This window comes from Klebsiella terrigena, assembly GCF_012029655.1.
GTDB lineage: Bacteria > Pseudomonadota > Gammaproteobacteria > Enterobacterales > Enterobacteriaceae > Klebsiella > Klebsiella terrigena.
The window spans coordinates 4,913,985-4,929,355 of record NZ_CP050508.1; the positions used below are offsets into that span (position 1 = coordinate 4,913,985).

At 54.7% G+C, this 15,371-nt stretch carries 16 protein-coding genes; 8 read left to right on the top strand and 8 right to left on the bottom strand.

All coding sequences use genetic code 11. The annotated features are described in order from the left end of the window. Positions 1-292: 292 nt before the first annotated feature. Positions 293-985 carry a hypothetical protein gene (locus tag HCK03_RS23055; protein WP_115193629.1) on the bottom strand — a complete coding sequence of 231 codons (693 nt, stop codon included), beginning with the start codon at positions 983-985 and terminating at the stop codon, positions 293-295. A 690-nt stretch (positions 986-1,675) separates the two neighbouring features. Between HCK03_RS23055 and HCK03_RS23060 the strand changes: the two genes are divergently transcribed. Beyond that, positions 1,676-2,221 carry a YfaZ family outer membrane protein gene (locus HCK03_RS23060; protein WP_167692234.1) on the top strand — a complete coding sequence of 182 codons (546 nt, stop codon included), beginning with the start codon at positions 1,676-1,678 and terminating at the stop codon, positions 2,219-2,221. Between the two features lie 224 nt (positions 2,222-2,445). Here HCK03_RS23060 and HCK03_RS23065 read toward each other — a convergent pair whose 3' ends face one another. The 4 genes from HCK03_RS23065 to HCK03_RS23085 all read right to left on the bottom strand — a co-directional run bounded on the left by HCK03_RS23065 (position 2,446) and on the right by HCK03_RS23085 (position 6,975). Next, positions 2,446-2,925 (bottom strand): Hcp family type VI secretion system effector, encoded by a 480-nt coding sequence (locus HCK03_RS23065; RefSeq protein WP_143967753.1) that lies wholly within the window; start codon positions 2,923-2,925, stop codon positions 2,446-2,448. 235 nt (positions 2,926-3,160) lie between these two features. After that, positions 3,161-3,829, bottom strand: a complete 669-nt coding sequence (locus HCK03_RS23075) for a hypothetical protein (protein ID WP_143967754.1) — start codon at positions 3,827-3,829, stop codon at positions 3,161-3,163. Positions 3,830-4,488: 659 nt separating this feature from the next. After that, positions 4,489-5,859 carry an NAD-dependent succinate-semialdehyde dehydrogenase gene (locus HCK03_RS23080; RefSeq protein ID WP_167692236.1) on the bottom strand — a complete coding sequence of 457 codons (1,371 nt, stop codon included), beginning with the start codon at positions 5,857-5,859 and terminating at the stop codon, positions 4,489-4,491. Positions 5,860-6,069: 210 nt separating this feature from the next. Then, positions 6,070-6,975, bottom strand: coding sequence for an Rpn family recombination-promoting nuclease/putative transposase (locus tag HCK03_RS23085; RefSeq protein ID WP_123552640.1), 906 nt, complete (start codon positions 6,973-6,975; stop codon positions 6,070-6,072). Between the two features lie 217 nt (positions 6,976-7,192). Here HCK03_RS23085 and HCK03_RS23090 point away from each other — a divergent pair, with 217 nt between their 5' ends. The 7 genes from HCK03_RS23090 (at position 7,193) to HCK03_RS23120 (ending at position 12,740) form a co-directional block, all read left to right on the top strand. After that, positions 7,193-8,008: an AraC family transcriptional regulator gene (locus tag HCK03_RS23090; RefSeq protein WP_167692237.1), complete on the top strand. Its 816-nt coding sequence runs from the start codon at positions 7,193-7,195 to the stop codon at positions 8,006-8,008. Positions 8,009-8,054: 46 nt separating this feature from the next. Beyond that, entirely contained in the window at positions 8,055-8,717 is a 663-nt protein-coding gene (locus HCK03_RS23095) for a LysE family translocator (RefSeq protein WP_041143895.1), read from the top strand. After that, complete coding sequence (locus HCK03_RS23100) at positions 8,710-9,993, top strand: DUF445 domain-containing protein (RefSeq protein ID WP_080773196.1); 1,284 nt, start codon at positions 8,710-8,712, stop codon at positions 9,991-9,993. The genes HCK03_RS23095 and HCK03_RS23100 overlap by 8 nt, the downstream gene beginning before the upstream one ends. A gap of 225 nt (positions 9,994-10,218) precedes the next feature. Beyond that, positions 10,219-10,458, top strand: coding sequence for a DUF2164 domain-containing protein (locus tag HCK03_RS23105; protein WP_167692238.1), 240 nt, complete (start codon positions 10,219-10,221; stop codon positions 10,456-10,458). A gap of 108 nt (positions 10,459-10,566) precedes the next feature. Then, on the top strand, positions 10,567-11,718 hold the full coding sequence (locus HCK03_RS23110) for a double-cubane-cluster-containing anaerobic reductase (protein ID WP_167692239.1): 1,152 nt from the start codon (positions 10,567-10,569) through the stop codon (positions 11,716-11,718). Between the two features lie 9 nt (positions 11,719-11,727). Beyond that, the gene (yjiL, locus tag HCK03_RS23115; RefSeq protein WP_167692240.1) at positions 11,728-12,495 is read left to right on the top strand and encodes a putative 2-hydroxyacyl-CoA dehydratase activator YjiL; all 768 of its coding nucleotides are present in this window, start codon (positions 11,728-11,730) and stop codon (positions 12,493-12,495) included. Continuing rightward, on the top strand, positions 12,492-12,740 hold the full coding sequence (locus tag HCK03_RS23120) for a putative Se/S carrier protein (protein WP_167692241.1): 249 nt from the start codon (positions 12,492-12,494) through the stop codon (positions 12,738-12,740). The genes yjiL and HCK03_RS23120 overlap by 4 nt, the downstream gene beginning before the upstream one ends. 2 nt (positions 12,741-12,742) lie before the next feature. On the opposite strand, the gene HCK03_RS23125 is transcribed toward HCK03_RS23120, so the two are convergent. Genes HCK03_RS23125 through HCK03_RS23135 form a run of 3 tightly spaced genes read right to left on the bottom strand, consistent with a single transcriptional unit; the run spans position 12,743 to position 15,335 of the window. Further along, entirely contained in the window at positions 12,743-13,807 is a 1,065-nt protein-coding gene (locus tag HCK03_RS23125; protein ID WP_041143889.1) for a DUF2955 domain-containing protein, read from the bottom strand. Next, positions 13,797-14,864 (bottom strand): HlyD family secretion protein, encoded by a 1,068-nt coding sequence (locus HCK03_RS23130; RefSeq protein ID WP_041143888.1) that lies wholly within the window; start codon positions 14,862-14,864, stop codon positions 13,797-13,799. The genes HCK03_RS23125 and HCK03_RS23130 overlap by 11 nt, the downstream gene beginning before the upstream one ends. Before the next feature lie 6 nt (positions 14,865-14,870). Further along, entirely contained in the window at positions 14,871-15,335 is a 465-nt protein-coding gene (locus HCK03_RS23135; protein WP_115193641.1) for a MarR family winged helix-turn-helix transcriptional regulator, read from the bottom strand. Positions 15,336-15,371 lie beyond the last annotated feature (36 nt).

The window sequence follows — 15,371 nt, forward strand, 5'->3', positions numbered from 1 at the left end:
TTTATATAATTCATCATAACAATCAACTAATGCTGACGATAACAAAGACAATGTAGATAATATGCTGATGAATAAGTGCTTACATATTCACCTGACTATTCTTACCATTTCACATAGCGCGCAAATATATAGATTATGAATATAGCGAACAAACCTACGGGCCAAATGGGGCCATCAGAAAAAAAAGGAACAAAGACAATTGCAAATACAAAAGTCAGTAACGCAGGGCCATGTAGAGAAACTAAGGAACGAAATAGTCGTCTGAAAAACCTTCTGATAATATTGATTATAATTATCTAATCATTCTGATGATTATATCTGCAATGTCGCCGTCCGATGCCCATTGGGCCTTAAGCGCCCCAGTTCGCTCAAACAATGGTTCTATCAGGAAATACATCATCTCCAGTTCTTTCACGTATAGTGCATCGTAGAATGCGGGATATATAATGTGGAGGCGATAAGCGCTGTCAGCTGCTTTCTGAACAATTCCATACGCGCCCATTGCTATGATTCCCCTGTTAGCCCAGCGGCCTGACAAAGCACTCATATCAAGACTTACATTCAAGCCCATAGCAACAGAGGCGGCAACTGCTAAAGCAAACCCAGCATTGGTAAGGGAACTGGCAGCAATATGAACATTAGCTGCCATTAGAATTTTTTTGATGTACTCTATTTGAGTGAATGTTTTGTACTTAAATATTTCATCATAGTATATATTTAGCATGTCATAAATAACCCCTCCCCTTTCAATAAGATGAAAAACACCTTGCTTGAATCTGAGATCTTCATTTTTCTGCCGCTGACATACGTCCTGATATTCATCTGTAAAGCAGGATGCGTAATACAGCGCGCGTTTAGCGCCCGCGCCCGTCAATTTAATCTGTTCTGATACCGTCCTTCCGACGCCCGTTAATGCATGGTCAAGCTTCAATGCGAGGATTCTGTTAGCCTGTAAATAACTGATAACTTCACTTCGATAGTACATAGCCGTTCCTTGCGATCGCTAACTCCATGAACAAAGTTTAAACACTCTATATTTTCGGGTAAACGTCAATTTAGAGATAGGCTTGCGATCGCGATCTGATATTAAGCAGATAAAAATGCAGTTTAAACAACGCAACAATTACAAGATTATTACATGGTTTGTTTTAGATTTCTCACGCACCAGCACAACAGGCAAGGATATATTCATACCATCAATTTAATAATTACCAGAACGTTAAATAATAAAGAGGTAAGATAAACTGTCTCGACAACAGTAAAAGCATTATCCGGATGCCGTTTCTCCACATCAATAAGGCTCATCACTATGCGCCATACCTCAATGGCGGAAACTGTTTAAAGGTATTGCTGAGTCATTTTTAATCACAAAAATGTAAATTTAAGTTTTTACTTGTTACTATGGAAACATTCTAGGGGATTATTAGAAAGCGAATTAGTTCAGCGCCAATCAATATCTCCCGCCTCGTTCAACTGATGTTTAGGAAAAAAATTAAACTTAATCTAAACGCCAAAACGTTAATCATTGACGCTGCGATAAATTAACTAATCAACAACATCAATAGAGAGCTTTAATAACAACCTCAGCATAAAATCTCAACCACCATCACATTTGCAGTCGTAAACGTCGCTTGTTAGGGTGTCCTCAGATTAATTTAATGACGAGGCATAAACCATGAGAAAGCTCAATATCCTTATCCTTTCTGCTCTGACCGCCGTTTCCGGCTCAGCAATGGCGATGGGCTTTACCGTCGAACAGGGGAAAAACTTTACCAACCTCAATATGGAACTGGGTAAATCCTCCTCCGGTGTTTATGCCGAAAGCAACTGGCTCAAAAATACCGACGACGGTACTCAGACCGGCGGCGTTGGCGCGGGTTATAACCTGGAAGTTGGCCCGGTGATGTTCAATGCCGGCGCAAAAGCCATCTACCTTGGGCCGAAAAAAGGCGATAACGGCGTGGCATTCCCAATCGGTGGCGGCGTTAACGTTGCGCTGACCGACAGTATCCACGTATTTGGTGAAGGCTATGCCGCACCGGAAGGCCTGAACAACAGCGTGAAAAACTACGTTGAAGCCAACGGCGGCGTGAGCTGGAGCCCAATTACCCCGGTGACGCTTAAAGTGGGCTACCGCCACGTGAGCGTCGACGGCAAAGACGGCCGTCCGAACCATACCCTGATCGATGGCGCCTATGTTGGCGGCGGTGTTACCTTCTAATAACCCCGATAGAAGCGCAAAAAAACCTGCCGGACGGCAGGTTTTTCTTTTTGCATCCTAACTTAGCGACGGATCACCACCAGCTTCTGGTTCACAAACTCTCGAATCCCCAGATCCGCCCGCTATTGATGCTGTATCTAAAGTGCGTCCTGCTGAGATATCCAGTTCAACTCTAAGAGATCAACAAGACCCGGAAGTTCGAGTCTATGATAGCCAGTATCCCGTTAGGCAGTGGCTCGCTCGTTCCAGCCATCTTTAAAGATGATGTTCCCATCCGTATACTTCCACTGGATGGTTTCATAACGCATTTCAATATTTTCCAGATGTGTTCCAGATGCAACTCCCGGATGCAGACCTGGAGTGAAGCCTGTTACCTTTACATTTTCTAAAAGCATGTTGAAATACTCGACCTCAAACCCTGCCTCGTTAGTACGATACATCTTTATCTCAGCCGACTTGAGCGTAACTCCTCTGCAGATAGCCCGAGCCAACAAAGGTGTAGTGCGGTCGAACTCTTTTTGTATCAGTATTGGGGTGTGAATACGCGTACCGGTTAACTTCCCCGTGTTACGGTCAGTCGGAATAGTCAGGTGATGAGAGAGCGATTTGACCTCAATTGAACCTTCACGCCCGAGTACCATGGAACCTCCAACAATTGGAGATCCATTTTCATCGATAAACCACAAATAGGCTGGATTTGACATGCGATATCCTTAATTTATATTTTTACCTTTTTTACGATACTCGTCTAAACGATCGACGAGCTTTGATATGGCCCAGGCAGTAATGAACCATACGGTCATATAGACAAATTTCATCGGCCACACCACTGGCAGCATGATGCAAACAATAAAGCCACCGATAAAAATTACTGACTGGACAACGTCCCAGATATTTACGATGGCAAACAGCAGCATGTCTAACAAGTCGCGTGATACCTTATTGAAGGACATGTAGTTTCTCTCCAACCATATTTATTATTTTTTCAAATTCTGGCTGTCCGCGGGTAACGGCAATGTGAATCGCATCCACGAAAGGTTTGACCGCAGGTTCAATGAGGAAATATATCAGGTCGTAATCGTGTGGACGCAGTATCTCGTACACTTCTGGGGCTTCATTGGCAAGATTTTCAGAAGTCCTAATCGAGCGCTCACTCATTCCACCAATGAGCAATAGCATAGCTATTTGACCGGAGGCTCTTGTCCCACTTTTAGCGCTGACAAATGAAAGGCGTGCGAGAACGGCACCAGCAATAGTAGAGGTAATTTTCGCTGCCAGGAATCGACCTGCAATGGATGAAACAACGGCTCGATACACGGCATCTTGTTGGTGAATAGTCAGGTATTTATTAAATTTTTCGAAGATAAGCTCTACGGCATTGATGATGTGGTCATAGTTAAGAATGTCATTATGAATAGCCTGTGCCATTCTGATCCGTTGTGTCTGGTAGGCAAATCGATTATCGGTATCAAAAAAACCGCGGGCAAGGTATGCAAGATCGAGAGGTACAGTTAAAGCGCCATTTATCAGTCCCGTTATGGTATCTGGAGACAGGAAAATATTCGCAATCCTGTCCGCTATTTTTTCACTACTTCCTGTTCCCATCATGTCTCCCTCATATTTTCAATATGTTCTGACCATCCCGACCCCCTGCCTTTACCGCACATGCTCAGTAATAGAAATATTATCCTCCACACCAGACTCATCATTTAATACTGAACTATTTAAAGGGTTACATTTTTCGCTCCGATGAATACACAGTTTGGCATTGACCAAATGATATAAGATCATCCATTCCAGTTTCATCAGCTATAGTTACCTGTAATATTAACTGGAGCATGATACATACCATAAAATATATTGAAGTAGACACAATTATTCTTTCTAAGAATAACATCTTATGATGCCGACCATTTTTACATAGCCACAAGTATTTTTTAATATACAAAACCGCATCACGCCAACTTACACAATAAACTTTCACACTTGCAAATATCATTTTCACAGTGCTAACTTGACAGTTAATCGTTTATATTCCGCATGAAAATTTTCGTTTCGCATAACTCTTAATAGATCATTCTAAAAACATACAACCCGCATTAAATAAGATCTAAATTGATGTATATCAATTAATCAAATATCAATAAAACTCTAAACAAAGAGACTGATTGATGGCACCGGTGTTGGGGATGGAGTTACCTTCCGATCGTCCCAATAGGCGCAAAAAAAACCTGCCGGACGGCAGGTTTTTCTTTTTGCATCCTAAATTAGCGACGGATCACCACCAGCTTCTGGTTCACAAACTCTCGAATCCCCAGATCCGCCAGCTCGCGGCCAAAGCCGGAGCGCTTCACGCCGCCAAACGGCAGCTCCGGCGCGGTATCGGTCAGCCAGTTGATATAGACCATCCCGGTCTCAATTCGTGACGCCATCCGTTTCGCCCGCTCGGTATCCTGGCTGAATATCGCGCCGCCGAGCCCGTAGTGCGAATCGTTCGCCAGGCGGATCGCCTCATCGTCATCCTTCACCACATAAATTTGCGCCACCGGGCCGAAGAACTCTTCAAAGTACGCCGGATTATCGCGGGTGATGCCGGTCAGAATGGTCGGTGAAAAATAGTTGCCCTCGCACTGTGCCGGCTTGCCGCCAAGATGCAGCCTGGCACCATGCTTCACCGCCTCATCCACCTGTTTGGTCAGCGTCTCCAGGGCATCTTTGGAAGAAAGCGGCCCCAGCGTGGTACTCTCATCCAGCGGATCGCCGATCTTCACCTGACGGAACGCCTCGGTAAACTGGCTCAGGAAGCGCTCGGCGATTTTTTCGTGCAGGATAAAACGCTTCGCCGCGGTACAAACCTGACCGGCATTGTTGAGCCGCGCCTGTACGCCAGTCTTCACCGCCTTGTCGAGGCTGGCATCATCCAGCACCACAAAGACATCGTTGCCGCCCAGCTCGAGAGTCGATTTCTTAATGTGCTTCGCCGCCTGCGCCGCCACGACGCCACCCGCTTTTTCCGAGCCGGTTAACGCCACTCCCCGCACGCGATCGTCGGCAATAATCTTCGCCACCTGATCCTGGGAAATAAACAGGTTGGTCCACGCTCCCTCCGGCGCGCCGGCCTCTCGCACCAGATGAGCGAAAGTTTCGGCGCAGTGTGGAACGATGCTGGCGTGCTTGGCGAGAACCGGATTCCCCGCCGCCATGTTCGGTGCCAGCACGCGCATCAGCTGGTAATAGGGGAAGTTCCACGGCTCCACCGCCATCAGCACGCCGATAGGATGGTGTTCAACCCACGCCTCGCCGAGCTCAGAGGGATACTTCACCGGGGCGAGAAAGCGCTCGGCGTTATCGGCGTAATAGCGGGCGATCTGCGCGCAGAGCTTCACCTCGCCGCGGCTTTGGCCGATGAGCTTGCCCATCTCCTGGCTGGCAATTTTCGCCAGCTCCTCAACCCGGCTATCGATAAGGTCCGCCAGCCTGTGCAGGATAGGTAAGCGCTGGGCAATATCGCCCTTCGACCATGCGGAGTGGTAGAGCGCATCCGCTTTCTGCAGCGCCGCCTCCACGTCAGCATCGCTGTGCGGGGCGTACTCTTTAATAAGCCGATTATTTGCAGGATTCACCGTCTGATAGGCCATGTCGTATGTCTCCTTAGTATCGTCATTAATGCAGTCATAAATACCGCTCAGGACATTAAGGTTAGTAGAGATAGCTGGACATAAAGGTAAAGTTAGGTATTTACGGAGGATTCCGGCCGGAGATCGTCAGGTGATATCCGGCGCAGAGCGGGATTAAGAGAAATGAATCATCGCGGCTATGACACCTAATACAGCCATGCCGCGACACAATCAATGCTTCGCGGCGGTAACCTCCTCTTCTGATAGACCGGTGATGCGCAGCACCGTCTCCAGAGCGATGCCGTTCGCCAGCATGGTACGGGCAATGCGCAGCCCTTCGGCTCGCCGCCCTTCAAGCCGACCTTTTCTACGCCAGACTTCCCTTATTCTTTCCGCAATCGTCATCAGCCTCTCCTTATGATGTTGCGGTGCCCGCCGGGCAAGCTCACGAATAAACCTGCCAAAACGGGGGGCATCGCCGGAATATACCAGGTAATTAAACAGCGTTTTTAGCTGGCTGTCATTAGTGTATTCCTTAACCAAAATGGCGATAATCTGTTCGACCAGCTTCGTCAAATCGCGCTGGCGGACATGCTTTTGCATGAACTCCAGCAACGCTACGCGTCGGTGCTGGACGATTTCGTCATCCGGGATCACCGTAATATCCACCAGCGGAAAAGCGGTCGCATATAACCCGCGGGCATGCGCCGGATGGGTAAAGCCATCCAGCCAGCACAGCGAGTAAGGGTAAGGCGTGGCGATACCGTGATAGAACAGCATGGGCACTACCAGCGGCAGGCGCTTGTGGCCAGCATCCAGATGGCGCTGCATCGCCGCAATGGCATAGCGCATCAGCCTGAAGGCCATATGGGCATCCGGCGAACTTTGGTGCTCAATAACGACGTAAATATAGCCTTCACCGGCGGTGGTTTTCAGCGACCAAAGCACATCGGAATAGCAGGCACGCAGGTCATCCTCAATAAAACTTGCTGATTCCAGCCGCAGCGTCTCCAGGTCGCAGAGCGGGCGTAGCGAGGACGGCAGGTGGATGTCCAGGAAATCCCGCGCGGTATCCGCGTGCCGGAGAAACTTTTTGAAAACCGCATCATGCGGCGTCGACGTCGGGCTTTTTTCCATTGCAATCAGCCTGCGCGGAGGAGTACTAAAGCGACTCTACCTGCCGGTCACCCAGCCCGCACGCCGCCGTTTATCTCTTTGCGTGCCGGGACGGAGGATATTTTTATCCAGAGATAATAACGACATTTTTTCGCCTGCCCGCTCGCAAAACTCCCTCCGGAGACAGCCGCCGGTGGGCGTGCTATAAATCCATAATCATTTCGCTACAGGAGCTTTTGTGAACCACACTCGCGATATCCCGCAAACCTTCTGGCGCGACGCCGCGCTTCCCTGGCTGGAGCTGCGCAGCACCTGGGGCAGCCGCCGGGCGTATAAACGCCACAGCCACCCACAGCTTTCGCTGGGAGCTATTATTGAGGGGGAAACGCGCTGTATCTGCGAGGGACGAGAGTACCTGCTGCAACCCGGTGACCTGATAGCGATCCCGCCCGGCGCGCCGCACAGCTGTAATCCCCTTGCGGGACGGCCGCGCAGCTACCACATGCTCTATCTCGACGTTGACTGGTGCCTGGCGCAGCTTCCTGCCCTGTCCGGCGCCGTGCGGCTTGCCGCACCGCAGCCGATGCTGCGCGGCGCCGATCTTTTTCTTCAGTATCAGCATATCGTTCAGCTGACGCTGCAGCAGCGGACTGCCGAGCTACCCGCCGCCATCGGGCGGCTGCTGCGGGAGCTGCCGCTATACCCGATGCCGCCGGAACGCCTTCACGGCAGCAGCGAACGGCTGCTCGACAGGGTGACCGCAAGCCTGCCGGAACCGCTTTCGCTGGATGCGCTGGCCGACGAATTTGCGCTGCGCAAAGAGACCCTGATCCGCACCTTTAAGCAGGATACCGGCCTGACGCCAGCCAGCTTTATCAATATGGCGCGGATCGAGTACGCCAGGCGCCGCCTGCGCGCCGGGGATGAGATAGCCGACGTCGGCTATCAGGCCGGATTTGCCGATCAGAGCCACTTCCATAAAACCTTCGTCAGCTACACCGCCGCCACGCCGCGCCAGTACGCGCTTGGCCGATCAATATCAGACAATAATTAGCGCCGAGCCTTGCGTAGGGTGATCTCAGATTTATTCCGAGGTCACTATGGACATGCTTACTTCGCTTTTCCCACCCGCGTTTCCGGCGCTGGCGCTCTCCCACTTCGTTGCCCTGCTGAGCCCCGGGCCAGATTTCTTTCTCCTGATGGGCTACGCCATCCGCTATCGCCTGCGCGGTAGCGCCGGCCTGTGCATCGGCATCGCGCTGGGTAACGGGCTGTATATTGCCGTCGCCATCGTCGGCTGGAGCATGGTGCGTCACGCCCCGCTGCTGTTTAGCGCAATCGCGCTGCTGGGGGCGGCCTGGCTGCTGTGGCTCGGCGGCCAGCTGTGGCGGAGCCGGCCCGGCGCATTCACCCTGGAAGCGGCGGCAGCCCTCCGCCCTTCGCTTGCCAGACAGCTGCTGCTCGGGCTGGCCTCGGCGCTGCTTAACCCCAAAAATGCCCTGTTTTATCTCGCGCTGATGACCTCCCTGCTTGGCCCGCAGGTGACCCTCGCCCAGCAGATAACCAGCGGTGTCTGGATGACCAGCGTCGTGCTGCTGTGGGATTTACTGCTGGTCTCGCTGATCGCCCTGCCGCAGGTTCAGCGCCGCCTTGGCGCCGTCATCTGGCGGGTTGAACGGGCGGCGGGCGCGGTACTGATGGGCTTTGGCGGCTGGATTATCTGGCAGTTTTTGCATGAGTTAGCCGTCAGGTTATATGCTTAAGACTATGGAAAAACTTGCTGAACTAAAACGGGCCAAACTGCTGGCCCTGTCGCTGCTGCTCGTGGCGGCCGCGATTTTTGTCGCTACCCTACTGCTGCCGCCGACGCCGTGGGTCAGCGCGCTGAAGGCTATCTCCGAAGCGGCGATGGTCGGCGCGCTGGCGGACTGGTTTGCGGTAGTGGCGCTGTTTCGCCGCATTCCGCTGCCGTTCGTCTCCCGACATACGGCGATTATCCCGCGTAATAAGGACCGAATTGCCGATAATCTCGGCTTTTTCGTGCAGGAAAAATTCCTCGACACCCCCTCGCTGGTGGCGCTGATCCGCCGCTACGAGCCGGCGCTGATGCTCGGCAACTGGTTTAGCCAGCCGGAGAACGCCCGGCGGGTGGGCCAGCATCTGCTGCAGGTGATGAGCGGCTTCCTCGAGCTCACCGACGATGCGCGCATTCAGCGCCTGCTGCGCCGCGCGGTGCACAAGGCCATCGATAAGGTCGACCTGACGCAAACCAGCGCTATGATGCTTGAAGGGCTAACCCGCGATAACCGACACCAGAAGCTGCTGGATTCCCTTATCAGCCAGCTTATCGCCCTGCTGCAGCGCGACAGCTCCCGCGCCTTTATTGCCCGCGGCATCATCCGCTGGCTGGAGACCGAACATCCGCTCAAGGCCAAAATTCTCCCCACCGAATGGCTGGGCGAGCACAGCGCCGAAATGGTCACCGATGCGGTGAATACGCTCCTTGACGAGGTGAGCCAGGATCGCACCCATCAGATCCGCCAGGCCTTCGATCGCGCGGCACAGAAGCTGATCGATAGCCTGAAAACCGATCCGCTGATGGCGGAAAAAGCGGACAACATGAAGGCCTATCTGAAAAACGACGAGACGTTTAACCGCTATCTCGGCGAGGTGTGGGCCGACCTGCGCGGATGGATTAAAAATGACGTTAATAGCGACGATTCGCGGATCAAGCAGCGGATCGCCGAGGCCGGGCAGTGGTTTGGGGAAACGCTGCTCCACGATGACGCCCTTCGCGAGTCGCTGAATGAGCACCTGGAGCAGGCGGCACACCGGGTGGCGCCGGAGTTTGCCACCTTCCTGACTCGTCATATTAGCGATACGGTGAAGAGCTGGGACTCCCGCGATATGTCGCGGCAGATCGAGCTGAATATCGGTAAGGATCTGCAGTTTATCCGCATTAACGGTACCCTGGTCGGGGGCACTATCGGCCTGCTGCTGTGGCTGCTCTCGCAGGTCCCGTCGCTGTTTTTACGCTAAGCGGCCCGCGCTTAGCCGATACGGATAAAGTCGGCAGCGCGAATGCTGCCTGAGACGAATTGCCAGTGAAACGCATGCGCTCTATTTTCCCGGCAAATACGGCAATCCTAAGGTAGGATCGTTTATCGACTTTCTGGCGGCAGAGCCAGGCCCGCTACCGGCGTCGGATCGTGGGATCCCCCGCCGAGCTTGCCGCGGATCCAGAGCACTTTTTAAGGAGTAAAAATGGCTGAAATCAACCTGAGCCCCGGCGAGCGCGAGCAGCTTCGCGAAAAGCTATGTACCTACTGCGAAAGACATTTTGACCTTGAGCTTGAGCAGTTTGATGCCGAGTTCTTCGTGGATTTTATCGCCGAACAGCTGGGCCCCCTGTTTTATAACGCCGGGATTGAGGAAGCCATTCGCACCCACGTGGCCTACAGCGAGCGGATCCAGGAAGAGATGGACGCAAAGAAAGTGTTCTGATGTTGCCCCGCAATAGGCCGACATCGGCGGGAGATCAATAAACACACACTATTGACATGGTTATAATGCGACTCTTTCATTATCTCCCGTGTACGGGGAAGGAAAACCATGTCGCTAATTACCGATCTACCCGCCATTTTTGACCAGTTCTCCGAGGCCCGCCAGAAGGGCTTTCTCACGGTGATGGACCTGAAAGAGCAAAATATCCCCCTGGTCGGAACCTACTGCACGTTTATGCCCCAGGAGATCCCGATGGCGGCAGGCGCCGTCGTCGTCTCGCTGTGCTCAACCTCGGATGAAACCATCGAAGAGGCGGAAAAAGATCTGCCGCGTAATCTCTGCCCGCTGATTAAAAGCAGCTACGGGTTTGGCAAAACGGATAAATGCCCCTACTTCTATTTTTCCGACCTGGTAGTGGGTGAAACCACCTGCGACGGCAAAAAGAAAATGTATGAGTACATGGCCGAATTCAAGCCGGTTCACGTAATGCAGCTGCCGAACAGCGCCAACGACGATGCCTCCCGCGCGCTGTGGAAAGCCGAGATCCTGCGCCTGCAGCGGGCGGTCGAGGAGCGCTTTGGCCGCACCATCAGCGAAGCCGCGCTGCGCGACGCCGTGCGCCTTAAGAACCGCGAGCGGCGGGCGCTGGCCAACTTCTATCGCGTCGGGCAGCTCAATCCTCCCGCCCTCAGCGGCAGCGATATTCTGAAAGTGGTGTACGGCGCGACCTTCCGCTTTGATAAAGCCGCGCTAAGCGACGAGCTCGACGATATGGCCGATCGCGTGCGCCAGCAGTGGCAGGGTGGTCAGCGGCTGGCGGCTCGTCCGCGCATTCTGATCACCGGCTGTCCGATTGGCGGCGCGGCGGAAAAAGTCGTGCGCGCCATTGAAGAGAACGGCGGCTGGGTGGTGGGCTTTGAAAACTGCACCGGCGCCAAGGCCACCGAGCGCTGCGTGGAGGAGACGGGCGACGTTTACGATGCGCTGACCGATAAGTATCTCGCCATCGGCTGCTCGTGCATCTCGCCAAACGACCAGCGCTTAACCCTGCTTAGCCAGATGGTTGACGAGTATCAGGCCGACGGTGTGGTGGACGTCATCCTGCAGGCCTGTCATACCTATGCAGTTGAATCGATGGCGATTAAGCGCCACGTTCGCCAGCGGCACAACCTCCCCTACATCGCGATTGAGACCGACTATTCGACGGCGGACATCGGCCAGCTCAGCACCCGCGTCGCGGCCTTCATTGAGATGCTGTAAGGAGCGCGCGTGACTTTTACGGTAGGTATTGATTCCGGATCCACCGCCACGAAGGGCATCCTGCTGAAAGAGGGCGTTATCCAGGGACGCTTTCTCTGCCCGACGCCTTTTCGCCCGGCCGACGCCATCAACGAGGCGTGGCAAACCCTTAGCGCCGGACTTAGCGAGCGGCCATTTTTAACCTTAACCGGCTACGGCCGCCAGCTGGTGGATTTTGCCGATAAGCAGGTAACGGAGATCTCCTGCCACGGCCTCGGCGCGCGTCTTCTGGCACCCGCCACCCGCATGGTTATCGATATTGGCGGCCAGGATAGCAAGGTCATCCAGCTCGACGAAGACGGCAATCTCACCGACTTCCTGATGAACGATAAATGCGCGGCGGGCACCGGGCGCTTTCTGGAGGTTATCTCGCGCACCCTTGGTGCCAGCGTCGGGCAGCTGGATAGCATCACCGAAGGCGTCGAGCCACACGCGATCACCAGCATGTGCACGGTATTTGCCGAATCCGAAGTGATTAGCCTGCGCTCGGCGGGCGTCGCGCCGGAAGCGATTCTGGCCGGCGTGATCAACGCCATGGCCCGCCGCAGCGCCAACTTTATCGCCCGGCTTTCAGCCCAGGGACCGCTGCTGTTTACCGGCGGCGTCAGCCGCTGCGCGGCCTTTGCGCGCATGCTCGAAGGCCACGCCGGGCTCGCGGTGCACAGCCATCCCGATGCCCAGTTTGCCGGCGCGGTTGGCGCGGCGCTGATAGGCCTGCGCCAGAGGCGCCGCGGATGATGGAGTATCTGTTTTTATTTCACTCGACGCCGGGGGTCGTACGCACCCGCAAGGCCCTGCAGGCGGCGGGGATCGCCTTCCAGGTGAAGGATATCCCGCGCCAGCTGCGCGGCGGCTGCGGCCTGTGCATCTCTCTTCGCTGCCTGCCGGGAGAGGAGCAGCGGTGGGTCATTCCCGGCGCCACGGAGGCGATTTATCGCTACGTCGCCGAAGAGTGGCGCTGTATCGCCACCTTCCCTGCCTGATCCTATTCGCTAATAATGAACCGCGTCGGCGCAAAGCAGTTCAGGATGCGGTGGACGAGAAACACCAGCGTCAGGGTGACGATAAGCGAGATAGTGACCGAGCTTATCCGGTACAGATCGCTGAAGATCAGGTCCTGATCCGGGTGCAGGTTCTGACCAAACATGATGCCGATGGTGGTGATGCTGGCGAAGCCCACGCCGGCCCCGACTTTCTCCATCACGTGGAGGCGCGCGCTGAAGGCCAGGCCGAGCGCGATCAGCGGCATCATCAGCACCATATGGTTGCTGAAATCATAAATAAGCAGCTGCACCACCAGAATGTAGAGACAGGCCAGCACCACGCCCACCACGCGCCAGATGGAGCTGATCACCGCGCCGCGGTAGTGCATCGGGAAGAGGATCAGGATCCCGGCCATCAGCGCTGACAGCGAATCGCTGAGATCGCAGATCTGGAAAACGACGAAAATCATTGTCGCAACGCTGCCGGAAAGCAGCGATTCATGGCGAATACGGGCGGCATCCTTCTCAATCCGCGGCGGCGGCTGGCGCGGCTCAACGTCCGGGATCAGATAGTTCAGCAGCGCGCTGAGGGCCACCGCCATCACGCAGGCTTCGATATTGGAAAACATCAGCGTATGCCAGTTGCTGGTGGGATAGCTCATAAAGTTGAGCATCGTGCTTTGACAGACCACGCCCATCGAGCCCAGCAGAAACAGCGGCCCCTGGCTCATAAAACGAAAGCGCATCACGTAGAGGCCGAAGACCACCAGCGTCATAATCACCGGCCACTGCGACAGATAGCCGACGATCAGCACCATTTCCACGCAGTTTACCGCGGCGCTGAAGATAAACTGCCGCGCGACGTGGCGGTTAAACACCGGCACCAGCGACAGCAGCATCAGCGGATAGACCACGAAGAAAACCCCGTACTGCACGTCATAGAAGGTTGAAATGCTCAGGGCGACGGTCCCGGCGACGGCGATGCGCAGCGTCTGGCGAAAATCATTCGCCGTATAGACGATATTGCCGTGCGGCGTAAAAACCCGGGCCAGCGTATTAATAGACATAGTGCAGCAGGCTCACCAGATGAATCTGCACGCCGGCAAAGGTGCGGGCAAACGGACCGTCGCTGTTGTAAAGCTGTACGGTCGCGCGGGCGCCGGTCGGCAGCGGTTTGTCGAGCGGCTCGTCAAGCTCGACGTGAATGCGCATCCGCTGGGCGTCACGTACCCAGCGCGTGGACTGCTCCGGCTGCGACAGCTGGCCGTTAACCTGCTCCTGGCCGGCCAAAATCCCGGCGTCGCTGCTGGTGACGTGCGCCGGGTAAACTTTGCCCGGCAGCGCATCAAAGACCACCGCGGCGTCGGTATTCACGCCGGTATGGCGCAGGCTCTTCTCGCGAAAATCGGCGACGATATCCGTATGGTTGCTCACCAGCGCCAGCAGTGGCGTGGCGGCGGTGGCATACAGGCCGGGGCTAAGCTGAAGGTTGCTGACCATGCCGTCGGTTTCGGCGTAGATCCTGCTCCACGCAAGGTTCAGCTGCGCCTCCTCCAGCGCGTTGCGGTATTTTTGCAGCGTCACGTTGTGCGCATCGTCGCGTTCGCCGCGCTGGATCAGCAGATTCTGGATGCTGGCGTTGAGCGCGCTGACCGACTGCTCGCTGGTCTGCCAGGTGGTGCGCACCTTATCCAGATCCGACTGCGAGACGTTCTGCATTGTGCTCAGGCGCTGATAGCGATCGAGCGTAACTTTGTCGTTACGGGCGGTGAACTGCGCGGTACGCAGGTTGGCGCGCGCGGCGGCGATCTGCGCGTCCAGCTGCTGGTTGCTCAGCTTCGCCTGCTCAAAGGCGATTTGCGCAGCCTGCACTTTATTGCTAAACGGCGTTGGGTCCAGCTCGTAGAGCAGATCCCCTTTCTTCACCTGGCTGTTGTTGTGCACGTGGACCTGTGCGACATAGCCGGAAACCCGCGGCGATACCGGCGTCACCACGCGCATCACCGTGGAGTCCGGCGTGAGCGGGATCCAGATATCGGCAACGATAAACCAGGCGAAGATCGCCAGGAAAGCGGCAATACTCACCCTTACCCAGCGGGCAAATTTTTGTTCTGGCGTCATCATAGTTTTTTAGATCTTGTTATCTTCTTCGCGGATTATCCGCAAATTGCAGGCGATTTGATTTAAGGTGGTGCTGAAGGTGGCGAGGTCTGCTTCCGGGATGGTCCGGGTGACGCGGGATTGATAAGTTTCAATCACGCGATTCAGATCCTCCAGTTTCGTCAGGCCTTCCGCCGTCAGCGTCAGCAGGCGTATACGTTTGTCATAGGGCGATGTGGAACGCAGCAGATAGCCCTGCTTTTCCAGCTGAGTAAGGGTGCGCATCAGCGGCGGCAGTTCAATGCCCTGCACCTCCGCCAGTTCGCTAACCGAGACGTTGCACCCCAGCTGATGCAGCTGCATCAGCACCGTCCAGCTTGACTGGGTCATACCGGTATCGTTGAGAGCGGCGTCGATAGTCGCACGCCACTGGCGTACCACCATTGCCATGCGCATCCCCATCGGACGGCGGGCAAACAGTTCGTCTTCGGTCATCTTTCTTTCCTCATTTAGCGCCAATCCCACCAGGCG